General features: G+C 73.1%; 22 protein-coding genes. 11 read left to right on the top strand and 11 right to left on the bottom strand.

Annotated features, from left to right (window positions below):
• Positions 1–1044: an ATP-binding cassette domain-containing protein gene (locus D1J63_RS22980; protein ID WP_241235594.1), complete on the top strand. Its 1044-nt coding sequence runs from the start codon at positions 1–3 to the stop codon at positions 1042–1044.
• A gap of 33 nt (positions 1045–1077) precedes the next feature.
• Positions 1078–1923, top strand: coding sequence for a DUF1707 domain-containing protein (locus D1J63_RS22985; protein WP_125631261.1), 846 nt, complete (start codon positions 1078–1080; stop codon positions 1921–1923).
• A 22-nt stretch (positions 1924–1945) separates the two neighbouring features.
• Here D1J63_RS22985 and D1J63_RS22990 read toward each other — a convergent pair whose 3' ends face one another.
• A complete protein-coding gene (locus D1J63_RS22990; RefSeq protein WP_125631262.1) occupies positions 1946–3310 on the bottom strand; it encodes an SGNH/GDSL hydrolase family protein in 1365 nt (454 codons plus the stop codon).
• 199 nt (positions 3311–3509) lie between these two features.
• Here D1J63_RS22990 and D1J63_RS22995 point away from each other — a divergent pair, with 199 nt between their 5' ends.
• The 3 genes from D1J63_RS22995 to D1J63_RS23005 are packed head-to-tail and all read left to right on the top strand — an operon-like array spanning position 3510 to position 6838.
• Positions 3510–4889 (top strand): DUF445 domain-containing protein, encoded by a 1380-nt coding sequence (locus D1J63_RS22995; protein ID WP_125631263.1) that lies wholly within the window; start codon positions 3510–3512, stop codon positions 4887–4889.
• Positions 4890–4917: 28 nt separating this feature from the next.
• Positions 4918–6426 carry an MFS transporter gene (locus D1J63_RS23000; RefSeq protein ID WP_125631265.1) on the top strand — a complete coding sequence of 503 codons (1509 nt, stop codon included), beginning with the start codon at positions 4918–4920 and terminating at the stop codon, positions 6424–6426.
• A 52-nt stretch (positions 6427–6478) separates the two neighbouring features.
• Positions 6479–6838 carry a VOC family protein gene (locus D1J63_RS23005; RefSeq protein ID WP_102930572.1) on the top strand — a complete coding sequence of 120 codons (360 nt, stop codon included), beginning with the start codon at positions 6479–6481 and terminating at the stop codon, positions 6836–6838.
• Positions 6839–6884: 46 nt separating this feature from the next.
• Here the strand turns inward: D1J63_RS23005 and D1J63_RS23010 are convergent, their stop codons facing one another.
• The gene (locus tag D1J63_RS23010; RefSeq protein WP_125631267.1) at positions 6885–7187 is read right to left on the bottom strand and encodes a hypothetical protein; all 303 of its coding nucleotides are present in this window, start codon (positions 7185–7187) and stop codon (positions 6885–6887) included.
• Between the two features lie 171 nt (positions 7188–7358).
• Between D1J63_RS23010 and D1J63_RS23015 the strand changes: the two genes are divergently transcribed.
• Both D1J63_RS23015 and D1J63_RS23020 read left to right on the top strand, forming a co-directional pair.
• The gene (locus D1J63_RS23015; protein ID WP_125631269.1) at positions 7359–8243 is read left to right on the top strand and encodes an alpha/beta fold hydrolase; all 885 of its coding nucleotides are present in this window, start codon (positions 7359–7361) and stop codon (positions 8241–8243) included.
• 111 nt (positions 8244–8354) lie between these two features.
• Positions 8355–8828, top strand: a complete 474-nt coding sequence (locus D1J63_RS23020) for a carboxymuconolactone decarboxylase family protein (RefSeq protein ID WP_102929010.1) — start codon at positions 8355–8357, stop codon at positions 8826–8828.
• Positions 8829–8882: 54 nt separating this feature from the next.
• Here the strand turns inward: D1J63_RS23020 and D1J63_RS23025 are convergent, their stop codons facing one another.
• From D1J63_RS23025 to D1J63_RS23055, 7 genes are all read right to left on the bottom strand, one after another.
• A complete protein-coding gene (locus tag D1J63_RS23025; RefSeq protein ID WP_125631271.1) occupies positions 8883–10109 on the bottom strand; it encodes a cytochrome P450 in 1227 nt (408 codons plus the stop codon).
• 11 nt (positions 10110–10120) lie between these two features.
• Complete coding sequence (locus tag D1J63_RS23030) at positions 10121–11353, bottom strand: cytochrome P450 (protein ID WP_125631273.1); 1233 nt, start codon at positions 11351–11353, stop codon at positions 10121–10123.
• A complete protein-coding gene (locus D1J63_RS23035; RefSeq protein ID WP_241235595.1) occupies positions 11350–12069 on the bottom strand; it encodes an ATP/GTP-binding protein in 720 nt (239 codons plus the stop codon). Before D1J63_RS23035 ends, D1J63_RS23030 begins: the two co-directional genes overlap by 4 nt.
• Positions 12047–12400 (bottom strand): DUF742 domain-containing protein, encoded by a 354-nt coding sequence (locus D1J63_RS23040; protein ID WP_125631275.1) that lies wholly within the window; start codon positions 12398–12400, stop codon positions 12047–12049. Before D1J63_RS23040 ends, D1J63_RS23035 begins: the two co-directional genes overlap by 23 nt.
• Positions 12397–12837 carry a roadblock/LC7 domain-containing protein gene (locus tag D1J63_RS23045; RefSeq protein WP_061444491.1) on the bottom strand — a complete coding sequence of 147 codons (441 nt, stop codon included), beginning with the start codon at positions 12835–12837 and terminating at the stop codon, positions 12397–12399. The genes D1J63_RS23040 and D1J63_RS23045 overlap by 4 nt, the downstream gene beginning before the upstream one ends.
• Before the next feature lie 2 nt (positions 12838–12839).
• On the bottom strand, positions 12840–14435 hold the full coding sequence (locus D1J63_RS23050) for an ATP-binding protein (protein WP_125631277.1): 1596 nt from the start codon (positions 14433–14435) through the stop codon (positions 12840–12842).
• 483 nt (positions 14436–14918) lie between these two features.
• Positions 14919–15611, bottom strand: coding sequence for a TetR/AcrR family transcriptional regulator (locus tag D1J63_RS23055; RefSeq protein ID WP_125631279.1), 693 nt, complete (start codon positions 15609–15611; stop codon positions 14919–14921).
• Positions 15612–15731: 120 nt separating this feature from the next.
• Between D1J63_RS23055 and D1J63_RS23060 the strand changes: the two genes are divergently transcribed.
• Positions 15732–16625, top strand: a complete 894-nt coding sequence (locus tag D1J63_RS23060; protein WP_125631281.1) for an SDR family oxidoreductase — start codon at positions 15732–15734, stop codon at positions 16623–16625.
• A 160-nt stretch (positions 16626–16785) separates the two neighbouring features.
• Here the strand turns inward: D1J63_RS23060 and D1J63_RS23065 are convergent, their stop codons facing one another.
• On the bottom strand, positions 16786–19512 hold the full coding sequence (locus tag D1J63_RS23065) for a hypothetical protein (protein ID WP_125631283.1): 2727 nt from the start codon (positions 19510–19512) through the stop codon (positions 16786–16788).
• 176 nt (positions 19513–19688) lie between these two features.
• Positions 19689–20252 (bottom strand): GNAT family protein, encoded by a 564-nt coding sequence (locus D1J63_RS23070; protein WP_125631285.1) that lies wholly within the window; start codon positions 20250–20252, stop codon positions 19689–19691.
• Positions 20253–20408: 156 nt separating this feature from the next.
• On the opposite strand from D1J63_RS23070, the gene D1J63_RS23075 reads away from it, so the two are divergent.
• From D1J63_RS23075 to D1J63_RS23085, 3 genes are all read left to right on the top strand, one after another.
• Positions 20409–21287: an alpha/beta hydrolase gene (locus D1J63_RS23075; protein WP_241235596.1), complete on the top strand. Its 879-nt coding sequence runs from the start codon at positions 20409–20411 to the stop codon at positions 21285–21287.
• Positions 21288–21354: 67 nt separating this feature from the next.
• Positions 21355–21915, top strand: a complete 561-nt coding sequence (locus D1J63_RS23080) for a nitroreductase family protein (protein ID WP_125631287.1) — start codon at positions 21355–21357, stop codon at positions 21913–21915.
• Positions 21916–22024: 109 nt separating this feature from the next.
• On the top strand, positions 22025–23302 hold the full coding sequence (locus D1J63_RS23085; protein WP_125631289.1) for a hypothetical protein: 1278 nt from the start codon (positions 22025–22027) through the stop codon (positions 23300–23302).
• Positions 23303–23326 lie beyond the last annotated feature (24 nt).

The raw sequence follows: 23326 nt of genomic DNA on the forward strand, positions 1-23326 counted from the left end.
ATGACCGAGACGGCTGGGACTGCTGGGACGGCCGGGACCACGGCGGGGACGGCGACCGGGACGAGCGGGGAGGCGGACGGCGGGGCCTTCATCGAGCTGGACGGCGTGGAGAAGGTCTTCGACGTGCGCAAGAAGACGGGCTTCCTGAAGCGGGAGCGGCGGCAGGTGCGGGCCGTGGACGGCCTGTCGTTCACCGTGTCGCGCGGCGAGGTGGTCGGCTACATCGGCCCGAACGGCGCCGGGAAGTCGACGACGATCAAGATGCTGACCGGCATCCTGACGCCGAGCGGGGGCCGGCTGCGGGTGGCCGGCATCGACCCGTCCCGGGAGCGGACCCGGCTGGCGCACCGCATCGGCGTGGTCTTCGGGCAGCGCACGACGCTGTGGTGGGACCTGCCGCTGATCGACTCCTACCGGCTGATGCACCGCATGTACCGCATCCCCGACGCCCGTTACCGCGAGGACCTGGACCGCTGCGTCGAACTCCTCCAGCTCCAGGACCTGTTGGACGTGCCGGTACGGCAACTGTCGCTCGGCCAGCGGATGCGCGGCGACATCGCCGCGGCGCTGCTGCACGATCCGGAGGTGCTGTACCTGGACGAGCCGACCATCGGACTCGACGTCGTCTCCAAGACCAAGGTGCGGGGCTTCCTGCGGGACTTGAACGCGGAGCGCGGCACGACGGTGCTGCTGACCACGCACGACCTCCAGGACATCGAGCAGCTGTGCTCGCGCGTGATGGTCATCGACCACGGCCGGCTGATGTACGACGGCCCGCTGGAGGGCCTGCACGAGGCCGGGGAGAGCGAACGCACCCTGGTGGTGGACCTGGCACGGGAGTTGCCGCCGATCGAGGCGCCGGAGCCGGCGCGGGTGGTGCGGGTGGAGGGGCCGCGGCAGTGGCTGGCGTTCCCGGCGTCGGCGTCGGCGGCCGGGCTGGTTGCGGCGGTCGCGGCCCGGTATCCACTGGTGGATCTGTCGGTGCGGGAGCCGGACATCGAGTCGGTGATCGCGAAGATGTACGCGGAACGCGCGGGCGCGTAGTGTCCGGCGCGGTCACCTCGTAGGCTGCTGTACATGACCGACGAGGCCCCGGAACTCCGCGCATCCGACGCCGACCGTGAACGAGTCGCCGAGGTCCTGCGTGACGCCCTCGCCGAGGGACGCCTGGACATGACCGAGTTCGAGGAGCGGCTGGACGCCACCTACAAGGCGCGGACCTACGGGGAGCTGGCGCCGATCACCCGGGACCTGCCGGTCGGCGCGGCACCGGCGGCACCCGCGGCGCCCAGGGTGTCGATGACCAAGGAGCCCGAGCGGGCCGGGGGCTGGGCGGGGCGGATCACCGGCGCGGAGCCCTCGTCGACCTGGGCGGTCGCCGTGATGTCCGGCTTCCAGCGCAAGGGGCGCTGGACGGTGCCGGGGCGGTTCAACTCCTTCGCGTTCTGGGGCGGCGGTGAGATCGACCTGCGCGAGGCGGACTTCTCGGCCGGCGAGGTCGTGCTCAACTGCGTCGCGATCATGGGCGGGATGCAGGTGATCGTGCCGCCCGGCGTCGAGGTGATCGTGCGCGGCATCGGCATCATGGGCGGTTTCGACCACCGCGAGGAGGGCGTCCCCGGCGACCCGGGCGCCCCGCGCGTCGTCGTGACGGGCTTCGCCTTCTGGGGCGGGGTCGGCGTCGAGCGCAAGGTGACGCGGGCGGAGCGGCAGCGCCTGAAGGAGGAGCGCCGGCAGGAGAAGCTGGAGCGCAGGGCCGCGCGCAGAGAGCTGCACTCCGCCGTCCGCGATGACGCGATGGACGCCCACCGCAGGATGCTGGACGACCACCGCGACATGCTGCGCGAGCACCGCGAGGACCGCCGCGAGCGGCGCGACCTGCGCCGCGAGGACCGCGACCGCCGCAGGCGCGGCGAGGACTGACGGCGACGCGGGCCGGGCGGCCCTACGCCGCGACCGGTGCCGCGCCCTTCAGGGTGTCGAGGTCGAGGACCTGGCCCATGCGCGCGTACCCCTTGTCGCCGGGGTGCAGGTGGTCGCCGCTGTCGTAGTCGGAGCGCATCCGGCGCGGGTCGTAGGGGTCGCGCAGGGCCTTGTCGAAGTCGACGACCGCGTCGAAGACCCGGCCGGAGCGGATCTCCTCGTTGATCTGCTGCCGCATCGTCTCGCGGGCCTCGGTGTGGCCGCCGTAGCCGCCGAACGGCAGGATCGTGCCGCCGACGACCCGCAGGCCCCGGTCGTGCGCCCGGTCGACGAGGGTGCGCAGGCCGGTGAGGATGCCGTCGCGGTCGGCGAGTTCGGGGCTGTGCAGGATGTCGTTGACGCCGAGGAGGACGACGACGACCTTGACGCCCGTGCGGTCCAGCACGTCCCGTTCGAAGCGGCTCAGGCCGCTGGGGTTGTCGGCGGGCCGTCCCGTCCTGCCGGTCAGGAGGCGATTGCCGCTGATGCCCTCGTTCACGACGCTGTAGCGGGGCGTGTCCCGGCCGTCGCCGGCCGCGTCGTGCAGCCGCTCGGCGAGGACGTCGGTCCAGCGGTGGTTGGCGTCGACGTCGGCGCCGAGACCGTCGGTGATCGAGTCGCCGAACGCCACCACCGTGCCGTCGGCCTCGTGGCTGAGCACGTCCAGCGCGGTCAGGTAGCGCCAGTACGGCGTGGGCGTGGTGTACGCGACGCCGGTGACGTCGGCCGTGCGGTCGCCGTCGGCGAGGTAGCTGGTCTGCCGGGCCATCGGATGGTAGGTCACCGGCCCGGACGGGATCGGGGAGTACGTGGTGACCAGGACGTTCGCCCCGTAGGGGATGGCGATGCGGGCGACGTCGCTCATCACCCGGCCGCCCGCCGGGATGATCACCCGGGCGCTGCCGCCGAAGGTCAGCCGGCGCATGGTGTCGCCGACGGCGGCGGCCGTGTCGGGCCCCGCGGCCAGGGCTATCGAGGCGTGCGTGACGGTCAGCGGCGACTGGCCGTACAGGTTGGACAGGGTGATGCGCGCGCTGGTGCCGCCGACCGAGGTGTGCACGACGTTGCGCACGGAGCGGCCCGCCATGCCGGTCGTCTCGGTGCCGGGTTCGGCCGCGGCCGGCGCGGTGGCCCAGGCGCCCACCCAGACGCCCGTGGAGGCGGGGGCGGCCTGTCCCCGGGGGAGGCGGCCTCCGGCCCGCAGTGCGTGGTCCCCGGTGCCGACGTCCGCGGACGCTCCGGCGTATATGGCCGCGGAGATCGCCACTATCAGGGTGACGATCGCCGCCAGCAGGGCACGGTGCTTGGTGGGAGGCGCCCCCGCACCCCCGTCACGACCAGGGGTCATGCTGTGTTGTTCTCCTCGGGCGAGGGGAGCCCCGAGGCTCCGGTCCGATGAACCCATGATGCGTCATGGGTGGAGGAAAGGCCGCGGGAGCCCCGGGCGTTCCCCCTCCCGGGACAGACGCCGGGAACTTGTGTTCCGTTCCGGGAGTCGGTCAGGAAGGGACAATGTGTGAGGGACGTATCAGCGAACGGTGGAGCGGATGGAACGCACGAAGGCGGAACTTCCTGCGGGTGCGGGGGACAGGGGTGGTTCCGGGGGCGCCGGGGCGGGCGCGGGGGAGGGCACCGGCGGCGCGGGTGCGGTCCGTGACCGGGCGATGACGTCCTTCAGCCCGGCCGACGAGATCAAGCGCCGCGGCGTGCGCCGGATGAAGCTCACCGCCACCGGCCTGCTGCTCTTCGTCGCCGTGGTCTACGTCCTGTCCGAGTGGGCCGCCCACCGGGGCGCGGGCGCCTGGGCGGGCTATGTGTCGGCCGCCGCCGAGGCCGGCATGGTCGGCGCGCTCGCCGACTGGTTCGCGGTCACCGCCCTCTTCCGCCACCCGCTCGGCATCCCCATCCCGCACACCGCGATCATCCCGAAGAAGAAGGACCAGCTGGGCGTCTCGCTCGGCGAGTTCGTCGGGGAGAACTTCCTCTCCGAGGACGTCGTGCGCCACCGGCTGCGCGCCGTCGGCATCGGCAGCCGTCTCGGCGCCTGGCTGGCCGTGCCCGAGCACGCCGACCGGGTGACGGCCGAGCTGTCCGCCGCCCTGCGCGGCGCCCTCACCGTGCTGCGCGACTCCGACGTCCAGGCGGTGGTCGGCGAGGCGATCACACGCCGTGCCGACGCCCAGGAGATCGCACCCGGCATCGGCAAGATGCTGGACCGCGTCGTCTCCGACGGCGGTCACCGGCGCGCCGTCGACCTGATCGTCTCCCGCGCCCACGACTGGCTGATCCTGCACGGCGACTCCGTGATGGACGCCGTCCAGGGCGGGGCGCCCGGCTGGACGCCCCGGTTCGTCGACCGGAAGATCGGCGACCGGGTCTACAAGGAGCTGCTGCGCTTCGTCACCGAGATGCGCGACATGCCCGCCCACCCGGCGCGCGGCGCCCTCGACCGCTTCCTCACCGATTTCGCCGCCGACCTCCAGTCCGACACGGAGACCCGCGCGCGCGTGGAGCGGCTGAAGACCGAGGTGCTGGGCCGCGGCGAGGTCCAGGACCTGATCGCGTCCGCCTGGACGGCCGTACGGTCGATGATCGTCTCGGCGGCGGAGGACGAGCGCAGCGAACTGCGGCTCAGGGTGCGCGCCTCACTGCTGTCGCTGGGCGCCCGGATGGCCTCCGACCCCAAGGTGCAGGGCAAGGTCGACGGCTGGGTGGAGAGCGCCGCGGTGTACGTCGTCACCACCTACCGCAAGGAGATCACCTCGCTGATCACCGACACGGTGGCGAGCTGGGACGCCGAGCACACCACGAAGAAGATCGAGGCGAACATCGGCCGCGACCTCCAGTTCATCCGCATCAACGGCACCGTCGTCGGCTCCCTGGCCGGGCTGCTGATCTACACCGTCTCCCGCATCCTGGGGGCGTAATCCCGCCCGCCGCGGGCACTCCCTCGCCATGACAGGAGACTCGCCGGCGCCGGTGCCCGCCTCCACCGGGACGGTCACCACGGCCGTCCCCGCCCGGCTGGACCGGCTGCCCTGGTCGCGCTGGCACTGGATGATCGTGATCGGCCTGGGCACCGTCTGGATCCTGGACGGGCTTGAAGTCACGATCGTCGGCAACGTCGCCGGACGGATCGCCGAGGACGGCAGCGGCCTCGACATCAGCTCCGCCCAGATCACCGGCCTGGCCGCCGCCCTGTACGTGGCGGGCGCCTGCTCCGGGGCCCTGTTCTTCGGCTGGCTGACCGACCGGCACGGACGCAAGAAGCTGTTCATGATCACGCTGGTGGTCTATCTGGCGGCCACCGCGCTGACCGCGGTCTCCTTCGAGTCCTGGTGGTTCTTCCTCTTCCGCTTCCTCACCGGCTTCGGCATCGGCGGCGAGTACGCGGCGATCAACTCCGCGATCGACGAGCTGATCCCGTCCCACTACCGGGGCCGGGTCGACCTCATCATCAACGGCAGCTACTGGCTCGGCGCGATCGGCGGCGCCCTGCTGTCCATCGTGATGCTGGACACCGACATCTTCGCCAAGGACGTCGGCTGGCGGCTCAGCTTCGCCCTCGGCGTGCTCCTGGGCCTGGTGGTGCTGCTGGTGCGGCGGCATGTGCCGGAGAGTCCACGCTGGCAGTTCATCCACGGCCAGGGCGAGAAGGCGGACACCCTCGTCTCCTCCGTCGAACGGGAGATCGAGCGGGAGAAGGGCGAGAAGCTGCCGCCGCCGGCCGGTGAGATCACCATCCACCAGCGCAGGTCCATCGGCTTCGGCCTGATCGCCAGGACCGTCTTCGGCCGCTACCCGCGCCGCGCGATCCTCGGCCTGTCCCTCTTCATCGGCCAGGCCTTCCTCTACAACGCCATCACCTTCGGCTTCGGCACCATCCTCATCACGTTCTTCGACGTGCCGACCGGCAGCACGGGCTACTACTTCGCCGTCATCGCCGCGGGCAACTTCTGCGGCCCGCTGCTCCTCGGCCCCCTCTTCGACACGGTCGGCCGCCGCATCATGATCTCCGGCACCTATCTGCTCTCCGGCCTGCTGCTCTTCGGCACGGCCTGGCTCTTCGACCGCGGCTCGCTCACGGCGACGACCATGACGGCCTGCTGGTGCGTGGTGCTGTTCTTCGCCTCGGCGGGCGCGTCCAGCGCGTACCTGACCGTCTCCGAGATCTTCCCGATGGAGACCCGCGCCATGGCCATCGCCTTCTTCTATGCCCTCGGCACCGCCGCCGGCGGCATCAGCGGCCCGCTGCTCTTCGCCGACCTGACCGAGTCGGGCGTGGTCGGCGACACGGTCCTGGCCTTCCAGATCGGCGCCGGCCTGATGTGCGCGGCCGGCCTGGTGGCGGCGTTCCTCGCGGTGAAGGCGGAACGCCGCTCGCTGGAGGACATCGCGGAGCCGCTGTCGGCGGCGGCGCCGGATACGCCCGGAACCGCGGGCTCCGGCGCGAAGACCGCGTAGCGTCACACACGCCGATCCGGTCCGACCCGGCACAGACGTCGAGGAGTCCCCGATGAGCATCCGCAGGATCGTCCCGAACATCCACGTCGAGGCCGAGGAGCAGTGGAACACGAGCCGCGACTTCTACGGCCTGCTCGGCTTCGAGGAGGTCATGGACATGGGCTGGGTCACCACCCTGGCCTCCCCGTCCAACCCCACCGCCCAGATCAGCCTCTTCACCGAGGAACGCACGGCGCCCGTCGTCCCCGACCTGAGCGTGGAGGTCGAGGACGTCGACGCGGTCTACGACCAGGTCGCCGCGTCGGGCGCCGAGATCGTGCGCGAGCCGCGGAACGAGGAGTGGGGCGTACGGCGCTTCTTCGTCCGGGCCCCGGACGGCCGGGTGATCAACGTGCTGACCCACCTGACCTGAGCCCTTCCCCGGGCCGGCGGTCCCGGCCGGGCCGGTGCCGTGCCGCTCAGGCGCGCCGGTCGGCGACCGCCCAGGACGCCAGCGCCACGGCACCGGCCACGCCGAACACGGCGGGCCAGGCGCCCACCTTCTTGGCCAGCGGGTGCGACCCCGCGAACCCGGCGACGTAGGCCGCCGTCAGCGCGCCCGCGGCCTTCCCGCCGGCCCGCGCCCGCCACTGCTGCGCGGCGGCGGCCCCGGCGACGGCGAGCACGGCCCCGCCGAGCTGCCGCTTCTTCGTCCAGCGGGCCACGCCGTACCCGCCGACGAGACCGCCCGCGGCGACCACCGCGCTGGGAACCTTCGCCATCTCTGCCTCCTGCACTGCCCCACCGGTCCCGGTCGAACCGATGTCCGGTGAACCGACTTGTCGGGTTCGAGGCTAATCCCCGCCCCTTTCGGCCGAGCACCGAGCCCTGATCGCGACACTCGCGGGTATGCGTCGCGTTGGGGAGGGGGACGACGAGCACCGGAGGAGACGATGACCACGCAGCGCCCCCGCGCCTACGACCCGCCCCGCCCCCGGACGGTCACCGTGGACGGCGCCCGCGTCGCCTGCTGGGAGTCGGGACCGGGGGACGCCGAGCCCGTACTGCTCCTGCACGGCTACCCGGCCGACCACCACTGCTGGCGCCATCAGGTCCCGCCCCTGTCGGACCGGTACCGGGTCATCACCCCGGACCTCCTCGGCTGGGGCGCGTCCGAGCGGCCGCTGCACCTGTCCTTCGACTACGACACGGAGGTCGCCCGGCTCGGCCGGCTCCTGGACGCGCTGGAACTGGACGCGGTGAACCTGGCCGGCCACGACTACGGCGGCTTCCTCTCCCTCGGCCTCGCCCAGGCCCACCCCGGACGGGTACGCAGGCTGGCGATCCTCAACAGCCGGGCGCAGGGCACCTTCACCCGCCGCTGGTACGCCGTGTTCAGCCTGGTCAGTCTCGCCGGACGCACCCCCGCCCTGCGCCGCCCGGCGACACGCCTGCCCTACGCCGCCCTGCACCGCCGGGCCCTCGCCCCGCTCGTACGCGCCGGACACCTGGAGCCCGGCGTCCTGGACGGCTACGTCGACTGGATGGCCACCCCCGAGGGCCGCCGCTGGCTGCTGCACTACTTCGGCGACTACCGCACCCCGCCCCGCCCCGAACTGCGCCGGCACCTGCGTGACCTCACCTGCCCGACGGCGGTCGTCTGGGGCCGTGCCGACCCGTATCTGAGCCCGGCGATCGCGACCGAGCTGGCCGGGTCCGTGCCCGGCGCCGAACTGACGCTGCTGGACGACGCGGGCCACTGGGTGATGGACGAACGCCCGGACGCCGTGACGGCGGCACTGGGCCGACTGCTGGAACGACCGACTTCGAACAGGTGAGACGCAGGTCACATGCGGGGCGTGCTCCGGCCTGTCACATCGCTCCGGCGGCATCCGTCGTAGCTGTGTAGGACCAAGAAGCCCATCAGCAAGGACGAAGAGGAACCCGTCATGGAAGCGCGTCTCAACATGTTCACCAACCCGCTCGCGGGCAAGATCCTGCGTCACATCAACTCCGCGGGCAAGGCCGTGAGCGACTCGACGCTGCCGGACGCCACCCAGGAGCTGGTCAAGATCCGCGCCAGCCAGATCAACGGCTGCGGTTTCTGCCTCGACATGCACACCAAGGACGCCGCGAAGGCGGGGGAGACCTCGCTGCGCCTCAACCTGATCGCCGCCTGGCGGGAGGCCAAGGTGTTCACCGAGGCGGAGCGCGCCGCCCTGGAGCTGACCGAGCAGGGCACCCGCCTCGCCGACGCCTCCGGCGGCGTCACCGACGAGGCGTGGGCGAACGCGGCGAAGCACTACGACGAGGAGCAGCTCACCGCCCTCGTCGGGCTGATCGCCGTCATCAACACCTACAACCGCCTGAACGTGATCACCCAGCAGCCGGCCGGCGACTACGAGCCGGGGATGTTCGGCTGAGGCCGGCACCGCCCCAGCCGTAGTCCCCGGCCGCCCGGTCCCGTCGTCCGCCGCTCAGCCGGCGTGCAGCAGGACCGGGAGCCGCTGGTGGCCGTTGCTGATCAGCGAGGGCACGGGCGGCAGCTCCTCGGCCGGGTCGGCGAGCCGCAGGTCCGGGAAGCGGCCGAAGAGGCTCTCCAGCGCGAGGGTCACCTCCATGCGGGCCAGCGGCGCGCCCAGGCAGAAGTGGACGCCGTGGCCGAAGGCCAGGTGCTCCTTGACGGTGCGGGTCGCGTCGAAGGTGTCGGCGTCCTCGTGCCAGTCCGGGTGCCGGTTGGCGGCGGCGTACGAGGCGAGGATGGCCTCCCCGCGGGCGATGGTCCGCCCGTCCGGCAGCGGGATGTCGTTGACCGCGTACCGCAGCGGCAGATGCTTGACCGCCGGTTCGTGTCGCAGCGTCTCCTCCACCACGTCCCCCCAGGTGACCTCGCCCTTGCGGACCAGGGCGAGCTGGTCGGGGCGGGTCAGCAGGGTGTGCACGGCCTGGTCGATGACGTTGACGGTGGTCTCGTAACCGGCGCTGATCACCAGCAGCAGGGTGTCGCGCAGCTCGTCGTGGGACAGGCGGTCGCCGTCCCCCTCGTCGTCCCGCGCGGCGATGAGCAGCGACGTCATGTCGTCGCCCGGCGTCGCGCGCTTGGTCGCTATGAGCCGGTCCAGGACCGCGTACAGGCCCGCGGCGTTGGCCTGCGCCTCGGCCTGGTCCAGCGTGGTGTCGAAGACGCCGTCCACGACGGTGCGGAAGCCCCCGCGCTGGTCCTCGGGCACGCCCATGAGGTGACCGATCACCGCGATGGGCAGCGGGTAGGCCAACTCCTGCCGCAGATCGACCGGTTCACCGGCGGGAAGCTCCGCGAGCCGGTCGACGATCGCGGTCACCGTCTTCTCCACGGCCGGCCGCATCGCCTCGATCCGGCGGGCGCTGAAGGCGGGCGCCACCAGCCGGCGCAGCTTGCGGTGGTTCGGCCCGTACGCGGTGAACATGTTCTCCACCGCCACCCACAGCGCCAGTGGCCAGGTGGTGACGACCTCGGCGAAGGCGGGCCAGTGCGCCCGGGAGTCCTTGGACACGTCGGGGCTGGTGAGCAGCTGTTTGAGGAGGACGGGGTCGCTTACCGACCAGGCCTCGACGCCGAGGACGTCCACCCGGGTGGCCGGGCCGCGCTCCCGCAGGGTGCGGTGCTCGGCGTGGTGATCGGCGCCGTAGGGGTCGAGGACGAGGGCGGGCTGCTGGGTCGCCATGGCCTGGCTCCTTAGTGTGCGGCGGGTTGCGCGGCGGGGAAGGTGACGGGCAGGGATTCGAGGGCGCGGTGGAACGGGCCGGGGCGCCAGGTCAGTTCGGCCGCCGGCCGGGCCAGGTCGGTCTCCGGCAGCGCGTCCAGGAGGTGGGTGACCGCGGTCTCGGCGATCAGGTAGGCGTGCGAGCGGGCGGGGCAGGTGTGCGGGCCGGCGCTCCACGCCAGGTGGGCGCGGTTGCCGCCGAGCCGCCCCGCGGGCACGCCCTCGGTGAGGGCCGGGTCGTTGTTCGCGGCGGCCATCGAGATCACCACCGGCTGGTCGGCCGGCAGCAGCACGCCCTCCACGTCGATCGGGTACGGCGGGTAGGAGATGCAGTAGTTGGCCATCGGCGGGTCGGTGTAGAGGACGGCGTCGAGCGCGTCGCGCACCGTGGACAGCCCGGCGTGCAGGTCGGCGGAGAACTCGTCGTCGGTGAGGATCTTCAGGATCGTGTTGCTGATCAGGTTGGTCATGGGTTCGATCCCGGCGCCGTAGAGCGTGACGAGCTGGTGGCTCATCTCCTCGTCGCTCAGCTCGACGGGGTGCAGGGCCAGCCGGGACGTGATGTCGTCGCCGGGGTGGGCCCGGCGCAGCGCCACCAGGTCGGACACGGCCCGGGCGAGGATGACGTTGCCCTGCTCGGCGTTGGTGGTGTCGAAGATCTTCGCCATGCCGTCGGCGATGCGCTGCCCGATCTCGTCCGGGCAGCCGAGCAGCGCGCTGAGCACGCTGAAGGCGATGGGGAAGGAGTACTGGGTCAGCAGGTCCGCCGAGCCGGCCGCGCGGAAGCCGTCGATGGCGCCGTCGGCGACCTTCTCGACCAGGGCCCGCAGCCCGTGCTGGTCGACCTGGTCGATGGCGTGGGTGTTGGCCGACCGGTAGCGGGCGTGCTCGGCGCCGCCCGAGCGCAGCGCGTTGGGCCGCCACTCCATCATCGGCCGCACCGGGCAGGTCGCCGGGATCAGCTTCTCCCAGGCCCGCGGGTCGGCCGGGAAGTGCAGCGGGTCGTTGAGGATGCGGCGGGCCTGGTAGTAGCCGATCACCAGGGTCGCGGGCACACCGGGCGCCAGGTCGACCGGGACGAGCGGGCCGTGGGTGCGGCGCATGCTCCGGTAGGCGGCGTGCGGGTCGGCGGCGAACTCCGGTGCGTACAGGGCGATACGGCCCGGGGGACCGGCGGGCGCGGACTCGGCGGAGGGCTGCGTCATCGGCGGGACTCCAGGAGGGCGGCTGAACGGTGCTCGGAGAGGTACTCGGTGAGCGTGATCAGGGCGTGCAGGGAGGACGTGCGGTCGCGGGCGTCGCAGTACGTCAGGGGCGTGGCCGGCTCCAGGGCGAGGGCCTCGCGCAGTTCGGCCTCGGGGTAACCCGGGGCGCCGGGGAAGGTGTTGATCGCGACGGCGTACGGAATGCCCGCGCCGTCGAGCAGCCCGAGGGCGTCGTGGGAGGCGTCGAGGTCGCGGGTGTCGGCCAGGACGAGACAGCCGAGGGCGCCCTCGGCCAGGTCCTCCCACAGCGGCTGGAAACGGGACTGCCCCGGCAGCCCGAACAGGTACAGGGCGAGCCGGCCGCCGGCCATGTGGATGCGGCCGAAGTCCATCGCCACGGTGGTCGTCGTCTTGTGCGGGGTGCCGCGCAGGTCGTCCACACCGGCGCTGGCCTGCGTGATCGGCTCCTCCATCCGCAGCGGCCGCACCTCCGAGACGCTGCCGATCAGCGTCGTCTTGCCGACGCCGAAACCGCCCGCGACCACGATCTTGGCCGACCGGGTCACCGTGGCGGGGACGTAGGTGACGGCCCCGTCGGCCCGGCCGGTGCCGTGGGCCCGGCCGGCGCCTTCGGCCGGGGTGGACTCGTCGGCCGGGGTGGACTCGTCGGTCCGGGTGGACGCGTCGGTCCGGTCAGACCATGGAGCGAAGTCCACGGAGTACCTCCTGCAGCAGGTCGAAGTCGGGCTGGTCGTCGGTCGCGTCGACCGGGCTGGCGAGGTGGCCGGAGTCCATCAGCGAGGAGACGAGGATGCGCACCGTCGAGGGCGGCAGCTCCAGCGCTGCGGCGATGTCGGCGACGGCCAGGCCGCCTTCCGCGCCCGCGAACAGCCGCATCACCCGGCGGGCGTCCGGCCCGAGCGTGTCCGTGGGGCCGGTCGCGGCGATGACCACGCTCTCCAGGCGCACGTCGTCGCGCGCACGGACCCGGCCCTGGGTGCGGACGTAGGGCCGGACCATGTCGGGGTCACGCCGCGGCCCGCTCATACCGGTGAGCCGCCGTCCGCGGCCGGCACCCGCGCCTGGACCGGCACCCGCTCCTCGGTGGCCAGCTCGTGCCCCACCCGGGTGGCGAGCCGCACCATGTGGTGCGAGATCAGACCGACGTCGGCGTCGGGGCCGGTCGTGCACACCGACAGCATGGTGTTCTTCGCGGCCGTGGTCGTCAGCCCGATGCAGCCGACCGACTCGATCAGCAGCTGCCGCATCCCCGAGCCGCCGGTGAACTCGTCCCAGGCCTTGCCCGCCGCGCGCAGCGCCGCCGTCAGCGCGGCGAACTTCTCCCCGTCGTCCTGGCCGATCGTCTCGGTGCGGGCCTTCAGCAGCCCGTCGCTGCTCATCAGCACGGCGTACCGGACGCCCTCGACGCTGCCGAGTTCCTGGTCCAGCAGCCAGCCCAGGCCGTTGGTGTGTGTGTCTTGCACGATCAGTTTCCTTCGTCGTCAGCGCCGTCGTGAGGGGTGGGGTGGGCGGCGGAGGTGCGGATGGCGTCGGCGGAGGTCGGCGAGGGCCGCTCGCCCTCCCGGCCGCTGCGGGTGCCGGCCGCCCAGGCGGCGGCAACGGCGGGACGGCCGGGCTCGGTGTCGTCGGGAGCGGCGGGGCGGGGTGCGCGGGCGGGCGCGGGGGAGCGCCGGCGGACGGTCAGGCCGCTGGCGGTGGTGGTGGCGGGTGCGGTCTCGGGGGCGGCCGAAGGGGCGGCCTCGGCGAAGGGGGACGATGCGGCCGGAGCGGGTGCGGGGGCCGGCTCGGGCGCCGGGTCCGGTGCAGGGGCGGGGGCCGGAGCCGGGCCCGGTTCGGGGGCGGGTGCGGCGGGAGCCGTGGGCACCGTCCGGCCCGGGGTCTCCTCCGCCTCCGCCGCATGCGCCACCGCCTTCGGCGGCAGTGCCCGGGACACGGCCTGCGGCGCCGGCTGGGCCGCCGCCGGGTCGACGATCAGGTTCTTCGGCAGGACGACCATGGCCCGGGTCCCCTGGTAGATGTTGGGCGCGGTCAGCTCCACGCGGAAGCCGTAGTTCTCCGCGAGCAGCGACGCCACGCGCAGCCCGGTCTGGGGGTGGGCGCCCAGGCGCGTGATGTCGTCGCGCTGCTCGCCGGACATCACGTCGCTCGCCCACAGCAGCCGCTCGTCGTCCATGCGCAGCCCGGCGTCGTCCACGATCAGGAAGCAGGCGTGGTGCCCCTGTTCCAGCGAGACGTGGACGCTGGCGGCGGGCGGCGAGTAGCGCAGCGCGTTGTCCAGCAGTACGGCGAGCGCGTGCACGACCGCCTCCACGGCGCGGCCCTCGACCACCACGGACCCCATCTCGGGGTGCTTGATCCGCTCGTACCCCTCGATCCGGCCCATGGCCGCGCGCACGATGTCGGTCAACGTGGTGGCCGGCCAGCGCCGGGACAGCTTGTCCCCGGCGAGCACGGAGTACCCGGACGCGGTGAGCAGCATCTGCTGCGCGAGGTGGTCGATCTCCACGAGCGTCGCGTACGCCTCGTCCGAGATGTGCCGCCGTACGCCGTGGCTGACGGCCCGGCCCAGCTTGGCCGCGCGGGCCACGACGTTGTTGGCGAAGCCGCGCACGGCGGCGCGGGCCACCCCGACGGACTCCTGCCGTACCTGGGCGATCCGCCGCTCGGTGTCCTGCCGTACCTGCTCGGCGGCGTGGGCCGCGGCCTGCTGGGCGGCCGTCCGTTCCTGCGCCCGTACGTCCCCGACCGCCGCCGCCACCGCGCCGGGCACGGCACGCAGCCGCTCGGCGAGCGGCGTACCGTCGAGCTGCGCCGGCACGGGCAGCCCGCCGTCGGGGCCGGTACCGCCGGGCCCGCCCTTCGCGACCGCGGGGATCACGGTGGCGGCCAGGTGCCCCACGCACTGCTCGGCGGCGACGAGTTGCAGGGTGAGCCGGTCGGCGTGCTCGCGCAGTTGCTCGGCCCGGCGCCGGGCCTGCTCGCCCTTGCGCCGGAAGTACCACGCGGCCCCGACTCCGGCCACCGCCAGCACGGCGGTGGCGGTCACTATCAGTTCAGTCATCAGGTCCTCACGGATCGGAAGCCGTCGGTGTGGGCGAGGGTGGCCGAGGCGGGACGGCGCGCAGGGGCGGGGCGCCGACCGGCCCGATGACGACCGGGCTCAACGGGCCGGAGCGGACCGGAGTCTGCGAAGGGCGCCTCGGGCTGCGGAGTCAGCAGCGAGGCGGGCGACGGCGAAGGCGCACGACATGGATCTCCCGGGAACACGCGAGGGCCGGTACGAGCAGGGGGTGCCGACGACGCGGACTCGAAGCGGCACGGGACACGGTCCGACCACCTCGAACTCCCGTATCCGCGAACGGCGTTCGACGTACAGGAGGGGACACTACCGCTTGTGCTCACGGGTCGTGGCAGCCTCGTGACTACGAGCCGGAGCAGCCGGGGGTTTGACGCGAAAAATGCCCGAATGGCGGCCGAACGTCTTTGGCTGGAAAGGGAGTTGGCCCGAAGGGCAGCGTCCTGGTAAAGGCGGTCCGGCGGTGGCTCAGCCGGCGTCGGCGAGGCGCTTCAGCCACTCGTCCAGCAGCAGGCGCTCCGCGTCGCTGAGTACGGTCTGCTCGGGCAGGGCGGCGCGCAGGGCGCGGGCGGCGCCCCGCGGGCCGGCGTCCCGGACGGCCGGCCGTTCGTTGGTGACGGCGGCGACCATGGACTCGCGCAGGGTGGTGAACAGGGCCGGATCGCGCCGGTCCTCGGGCTGGGACAGCCAGGTGAGCACGGCGCCGCGCGCCGTGGCGTGGATGATCTGGGCCCCCAGCTCCTCGTCCACGCGGAGCCATCCGCCGGCGGCCAGCCGCCGCATGCGGCCCATGAGGATCTCCATGCCGGCCTTGAACGCGGCCGAGTCCGTCCGGGCGGGTTCGGTGTACATCAGCGTGAACAGCGCGGGATTGGCCAGGCCGAACTCGACCGCCAGGTCCCAGCCGTCCCGCAGGTCCTGGACGGGGTCCGCCGGGTCGGGGTCCACGTGCTTGGCGGCGAGGAAGCTCGCGAAGCCGTGCTCGGCGACCGCGTCGAGCAGTCCGTCCTTGTCGCCGAACAACCGGTAGATGGCCGGCGCCTGCAGCCCCGCCGCCTCGGCGACCGCACGTGTGGTGACCGCGTCACGGCCGCCGCGCGTCAGCAGGCCGATGGCGGCCTCGATGACCCGCTGCCGGGTCTGGTCGGAACGGGATGGCATGGAATCAACGATAGCGCGTATGTGTTGCCATCGTGATTATCGCTGTTACCGTATAAATGTTTCCATTGGAAACAACGGAACCGTCGCCCTGAACACTCACCGTGGACATTGGAGCGCAGCATGATCATCGTGACCGGAGCCACCGGACAACTGGGACACCGCATCGTCGAGCACCTGCTCACCCGTATGTCGGCGGAGCGGGTCGGCGTCAGCGTCCGCGACCCGGAGGACCCGCGGGCGCGGGCCTTCGCCGACCGGGGCGTCCGCGTACGGCGGGGCGACTTCACGGACACCGAGAGCCTCGCCCACGCCTTCGAGGGCGCCTCGCAGGTCCTCGTCGTCTCCGTGGACAGGATGGGCGAGGAGTGCGTGAAGCAGCACCGGGCCGCGATCGAGGCGGCCGTCACGGCGGGCGCCCGCCGCGTCCTCTACACCAGCCAGATGGGTGCCGGTGCGGCCTCCCACTTCCAGGCCTGCCGCGACCACGCCGCCACCGAGGAGATCCTGCGCGGCTGCGGGATCCCCTTCACCTCACTGCGCAACGGCTTCTACGCCGCCAGCGCGACGCGCTTCCTCGACCACGCCCGGGAGACCGGCGAGATCCTGCTCCCCGGGGACGGCCCGGTCGCCTGGACCACGCACGCCGACCTCGCGGAGGCGACCGCCGCGATACTGGCCGACGAGGGCCGCTTCGAGGGGCCCACCCCGTCCCTCACCGCGTCGCGGGCCCTGTCCTTCGACGACCTCGCGGCCCTCGCCACCGAGGTGACCGGCCGCACGTTCACGAGGAGCACCGCACCCGAGGCCGGCTTCCGGGACCACCTGGTGGCCCAGGGCGTGCCCGCGCACTACGCCGACCAGGTCCTCGGCATCTTCGCCGCCGCCCGTGCGGGGGAGTTCGCCGCCCCGGACCCGACGCTGGGCACGCTGCTGGGCCGGGAGCCGGTCGGGATGCGGGAGGTGCTGGGGGAGGCGCTGGGCCGGCCGGCGGGCGAGCGGCCGGCCGCCGGCTGATCCGGTCGGCGGATTCGGGCGGCTGGAGGGAGCGGGGTCGTCCTCGCGCGGCACCCTGCTCCCGCCTCGCCCTCGCCCTCGCCTTCGCCCCGCTCGTCCCCGCCTCGCCCTTGTCCTCGCCCCTCGTCCCCGCCCCGCTCCCGCCCTCGCCCCCGCTCCGTCACGATCCGGAGCTGAGCTGGTCCGTGATCTCCTTGATCCAGTCGGCCTTGGCGGCCGGGTCCATCAGGCTCTCCTGCCACGTCCTCGGATCCATCCCGTGGTCCGTGGGGCCGGCCTTGAGCACCACCAGCAGATCCAGGGCGGAGCGGCGCAGTTCGGGCTCGGTGTCGGGACGCGAGACCATGTCGTAGAGCTTGTGCGCCGCCAGCTGGCGCTTGTACTTCGACACCTTCTTCCAGACCTTCATGGCGTGCTTCAGCGATTCCCAGGTGGGCTTGGCCTCCGGTACTTCCTCGCCGTGCGGCGTGTAGCGCTCGGGGTGGTGGGCCTCCTGGAAACGGCCGTAGCCCGACCGGACTCCCTTGTAGCCGGCGGTGAGGACGACGAGGCCCGCCCCGGCGGCGGCGACGATCCAACCGGCCGGGTTGGAGGCCAGGGCTCCCGTGGCGACGATGGCCACGGTCGCGATGCCGCCCGCGCCCTTCAGCCCCTCGCCCAGGCCGCCGCCCATCCCTTCCTTGACGGCCTTGGAGACCTGCTTGCGCCGCGCGAACTTCTTGGTCCCGTCCACGGTCCTCGCGTCGTTCAGGGCACGGAGGTAGGTGAGCTTGGCCTGGGCCTCGCGGTGCGCCGCCGCCTCGTAGCTCCGCACGGCGGCGTCGAACGCCGCCTGCCACCCCTCCCGCGGACGCCCTTGTTCGGACTCCCTCTGCAACGCCACGACCTCGTCGTACGCCGCTTTGGCCCGTCGCTCCTCGGCGTCCGCCGGAGCCTTCAGACGGGCCAGCAGTCCGGCGTGGGCGGTTTCGGCGTCCGGGAGCTTGCCCAGGTTCCGGTACTTGCGGATCGCGCCGCCGGTCTTGCCGAGGGCGCGGATGCTCTTCGCCACACCGGCGACGCCGCTGAGCACACCGCTCGCCTCGGCGCTGGCCGCGGTGCTCGCCACGCCCTCGACCTTGATCGCCTCCTTGGCGATGGCACCGGCGTTGGCCCCCGTGCTGGCGACGCTCATACCCGCGTCGCCCGCCTTGACCTTGGCCTTCCTCCGCGCGTTGTGATATCCGGCGCCCGTCTTCTTCTGCAGGGACGTCTTCAGGTTCCTGAAGGCGTCCGCGACGCTGGACCCGAGGGCGAGGAGCTCCGCGCCGGCGCTCAGCGACGCGCCGGCGACTCCCGCGGCGGCGGCGTCGTGCTTCAGGACGGAGGCCGCCGACGCCCCGGAGGCCTCCGCCGGGGTGGCGTCCGGCTTCGCCGCGGCGGCCGCCTCTTCCGTGGCCTGCTGGCCGAGGCCGGCGGCGGTGGGCGCCTGGACCCCCTTGCCCAGGGCGTCCGCGGGATCGAGGATCCGCTTCCCCTGGTCCGCGTTCTCGGCGATCTCCTTCAGACGGTCACTCTTCTTCCCCGAAGGGGCCTCCGTGACGCGCGCCGCGTCTCGGGCGGTGTCCAGCTCCGTCTGGAAAACGGGGTCGATTCCCAGGCCGTGGGTGCCGGATTCCGAGCCGCGTCGGGTGAGGGCGGTGGGGTCGGGGCGGGTGTCGGTGTCCGAGCCGCGCCGGGTACGGCCCGTGGAGGTGAAGCGGGCGGCGAGGGCGGCGCGGCGAGCCGCTTCCTCCGCGGCGGCACGCTCCTGGGCGGCGCGTTCGGCGGCGAGGCGCGCCTCCTCCTGGAGGCGGGGGTCGATTCCCAGGCCGTGGGTGCCGGATTCCGAGCCGCGTCGGGTGAGGGCGGTGGGGTCGGGGCGGGTGTCGGTGTCCGAGCCGCGCCGGGCGCGGCCCGTGGAGGTGAAGCGGGCGGCGAGGGCCGCGCGGCGAGCCGCCTCCTCCTCCGCGGCTGCGGCGCGTTCGGCGGCGAGGCGTGCCTCTTCGGCGGCGCGTTCGGCGGCGAGGCGTTCGGCTTCTTCGGCGGCGGCGCGTTCGGCGGCGGCGGTGCGTGCCTCTTCCCGGGCGGTGTCGACGTGCTCCTCGAAGCCGGGGTCGACTTCCAGGCCGTGGGTGCCGGATTCCGAGCCGCGTCGGGTGAGGGCGGTGGGGCCGGGGCGGGTGTCGGTGTCCGAGCCGCGCCGGGTACGGCCCGAGGGCGTGAAGCGGGCGGCGAGGGCGGCGCGGCGTTCGGCTTCTTCGGCGGCGGCGCGTTCGGCGGCGGCGGTGCGTGCCTCTTCCCGGGCGGTGTCGACGTGCTCCTGGAAGCCGGGGTCGACTTCCAGGCCGTGGGTGCCGGATTCCGAGCCGCGTCGGGTGAGGGCGGTGGGGCCGGGGCGGGTGTCGGTGTCCGAGCCGCGCCGGGTACGGCCCGACGGGGCGAAGCGGGTGGCCGCGGTGGTCCCGGGGGCCGCGACGGGTTCCGGGGCGCTGGTGTCGACCCGGACTTCGGCGACCGACGCGGGTCGGGTGCCGGAACCCGTGCCGAGCGGGGCACGGTCGCCCAGGGCACCGGGTGCCGACCCCCGTCGCGTGAGGCCGGCCGGGGCGTGCCGGGCGCCGGGGGCCGAGCCGGGCCGGGCGGTGTCGGTCCCCGGGGTCCGCTCCAGGGTCCGGCCCCTGGCGCGCTGCACGGTGGCGGTCGCCGCCCGGTTGCCGGCGCTGGACTGGAGCCCGAGGAGGGCCTGCTCCGCCGAGGTCCCGGCCCCGGACGACGTACCGGCCCGTCCCTCCTCGCGACGCTGCCGGGCCGCGGCCAGGGTGGCTGCGGAGGGCCGTTCGGAGGAGCGGTGGACAGGGGCGCTCATGGACATACCTCTCCTGCTGCCGGACCGGGCAGCGCGAAGGTAGCCGGGCACGGCGAACGGCAGAGGTGCGGCGGGGAAACACTTCGGGGACGCGTGCGGAACGCGCCGGCCGGGGACGCGTGCGGAACGCCCCGGCCCTCCCCGCCCGTCGATCGCCGGACGTACGCCGGGAGGCGTCAGCGCGGGTCGGCTTCGGGCCGCCACTCTCGCCTGATCAGCCCGTACACCCACGAGTCGGACACCTCGCCGTTCACGACGCAGTCCTCGCGCAACGTCCCCTCACGCACGAACCCGAGCTTCTCCAGAACGCGGGCGGACGCCGGGTTGCGCGTGTCGGCCTCGGCCTGGACCCGGTTCAGGTCCAGCGTGCCGAAGGCCCACCGCAGCAGGGCGTGCGCCGCCTCCGGTGCGTAACCGTGGCCCCACATCGGCTCGTCGAGGCAGTAACACAACGACGCGCTGCGGTAGACCGGGTTCCATGCGGACAGGCCGCACCAGCCGACGAAGGCCCCGTCGGACACCCGGTCGACGGCAACCCGCGCGCCGGTGCCCTCCTCCTCCATCTTCCGGCAGTTGGAGAGGAAGCGTTCCGCGCGTGCCCGCTCGGTCCACGGCGGGGAGTCCCAGTAGCGCATCACACGGGTGTTGCCGTGCAGCGCGAAGAGGCGGTCCCCGTCGGCATCGGTGAAGGGCCGCAGCCGCAGGCGGGGAGTGTGCAGTACAGGGGTGGCCAGACGCATGCGATCCATCCTGGGCCCTCACGGAGCAGGCGGACACCGAATATCCCACCCCGGTACGGCACGGGGGCCGCCCGCACTACCTCACGGGTAATCGCCGGCCTCCCCGGCCTCGTGCAGTATCCGAAGCACGCAGAGCGCAACGGGAGGGAAGGTCCGATGTACTTCGAGAGCCACGACGGCACCCGCATCGCCTACGAGGACTACGGCCGGGGCACGCCGATCGTCTTCGTCGCCGGCGCGATGCTCCCCGCAGACATGTGGGAGTACCAGATCCCCTACTTCGTCGAGCGCGGCTACCGCTGCGTCGCCGTCGACCGCCGCGGTCACGGACGTTCCGACCGCCCGGCCGACGGCTACGGCATCGACAGCACCGCCGACGACCTGGCGGCGCTCCTCGACCACCTGGACCTGACCGGCGTCACGCTCGTCGGCCACTCGATGGGCGGCGCGGAGATCGCCCGCTGCCTCGCCCGGCACGGCGAGGACCGGGTCGCGCGGGCCGTGTTCCTCTCCGCCACCCTGCCGCTCCTGAAGCAGACCGACGACAACCCGCAGGGCATGCCCCAGGCGGCCTTCGACGGTCTCGTCGCGGCGGTCCGCGCTGACCGGCCGAAGTGGCTGGCCCGCCAGACCCAGCTGTACTTCACCACCCACCTCGGCAGCGACGTCTCACCCGAGCAGATGGACGTCACCTACCGACAGTGCCTGTCGACCGCGCCGTGGGCGATGCTGAAGACGCAGGAGTCCTGCTTCCACGCCGACAACCGCGCGGCACTGCGCGGCATCGGCGTACCGGCACTCGTCGTGCACGGCGACGCGGACTTCTCCGCCCCCGTGGAGCTCACCGGACGGCGCACCGCCGAGCTGCTGCCCGAGTGCACCTACCTCGAGTACCCGGGCCGCCGGACACGGCCTCTACGTCAGTCACGCGGAGCAGTTCAACGCGGACCTGCTGAAGTTCGTGACGGACTGACGGAGGCCGGCCCGCAGCCGAGGCGGGCCCCGCCCGGGGAGAGCGCACCCGACGTGCGGTGACGCCCGCCGCGGGAGTGCGCCCGCACCGGCCGGAATACGCGCTCGCGGTCGCCGGTTGCGGCGGAGCATGCACCGCTCTCCGCAGCCGCCCGGCGGCATACACCCCCTGCTGGCCGGGCGTTTCAGCCCCTACCGCTTCGATCCGACGGCCGTTGTCGACGACCACGCCCTCGGGCTGCTGCTGGAAGCCGCGCGGTGGGCGCCGTCGGCGGGGAACTCCCAGCCGTGGGCCTTCTTCACCGCCAGGCCCGGTGAACCGGAGCACGACCGGCTGCTCCCTCACCTCGCGCCGAGCTCGGCCCGCTGGGCGACGGACGCGAGCCTGCTCGTCGTGACGCTGACGCGCCGGCACGTCGACGGCACGCTGTCCTACTCCGAGTTCGCGGACTACGACCTCGGCCAGGCCGTCGCCCACCTGACCGTTCAGGCGCAGGCCATGGGACTGGCCACGCACCAGTTCCGGGCCTTCGACCTGGAAGCGCTCACCAAGGAGCTGGACCCGAACCCGGACTGGGCGATCGTCTCCATCGTCGCGGTGGGCAAGGCGGCCGGCGGGCCGCCGGAGGGCCGTGACCGGCACAGCGTCGCGCACGTGCGGTCCGCTCCCTGGTCGCCAGGGGCGGAATAGGCCCCTCCGTCACGATCTGTGGCCAGTTCGGCCCTCACACCACCCCACCGTGTGGCCGTTACATTCACCCCCCGACCGGACCCACACGACCAGGGGGGAACAGACAACGATGCGTTCCACAGGACCCGTCCGTCGCATCGGCAGATTACTCATGGCGACGACCGCCACCGCGGCCGCCGGGGCGGTCACCGCCCTGAGCCTCGCCGCCCAGCCGGCCGCCGCGGGACCCACCCGGACCACGGAGGCCCGGCCCGGCGGCGCCTGCACGGCGGCCGACCTCGGCACCCGCCACCCGTACATCAAGACCACCGAAGTGTCCCCGACCATCACCCACTTCAAGGGCTGGTACGTCACCGAGGGCACCACCGGCCAGCAGACCGTCAGCACCGACACCACGACGGTCATCACGGTCTCCGTCGGCCTCGACGACACGATCGAGACCAGTTTCGCGACCGAGGCGCTCAGCAACGTCAAGGCGACCGTCGGCCTGGACGTGAAGCTCGAATACACCTCCACCAGCAAGGAGTCGAACTCGGTCACCTGGAACCTGACCCAGCCGGGCTACTACGGCTTCTACAAGGGCACCAAGAAGGTCACCGGCACGTACGGCAGCCTCAACTGCAACCGCACCCAACAGGACGACGGAAGCTGGGCGCTGGAGTGGACCGAGGGGTCCGGCAGCGGCAGCTTCACCACCTTCACCACCCTTGAGGAAGGCGCGGTGCGCTGCCAGGACAGCGTGCCCGCCGACAGCATCATGGCCCGGGCGCAAGCCCTCCTCGACTGCGGCTCGGCGGCCGCGCGGGCCGACCACCCGGCGGGCGAGGTCGCGCCGACGGCGCGGCAGAAGCAGGAAAGCCCCGCCCCGCGCCCGGCTCCCGCCGACGGCACCTCCACCCAACGGCCCACGGCGAGCGCGAGCACCACGCGGACGGCCCTCGACTGCTCGACCGAGGCCTACAAGATCGCCGTACCCGGCAAGCCCCTGTCCTGGGGCGCACCGCTCCTCGCGGACGACGGCGTCCGGCTGCGGCCCTCGTCGATCTTCAGCGCCCACCTGGACAACTGGCGCCTGTGCGACGTGACGGAGCGGAACGGCGTCATCGAGGCGTCCCTGTGGAACTGGGGCAACGGCGGTTGCGCGACCGTCGCCGAGCAGAACGCGTCCACCGAACGAGCGGTCCTGATGACGGTCCCGTGCGCGGAGGACGACCTCCAGCGGTTCTACATCTACCGCGACGTCCCCGGCAGCTCGAAGATCGGCGTGCAGAACAAGTACACCGGTTCCATGATGGGCTACGACCGGTACGCGGACGGCGAGTTCATACGCCAGTACTCCAGCGGCAGGCAGGACGGCTCCGGAACCTTCGACCTCACCGGGGTCTGACGGCGGCCCCGCCCGGACACCGCA

It is taken from the genome of Streptomyces sp. KPB2 (genome assembly GCF_003950055.1).
GTDB classification, from domain to species: Bacteria; Actinomycetota; Actinomycetes; order Streptomycetales; family Streptomycetaceae; genus Streptomyces; species Streptomyces salinarius.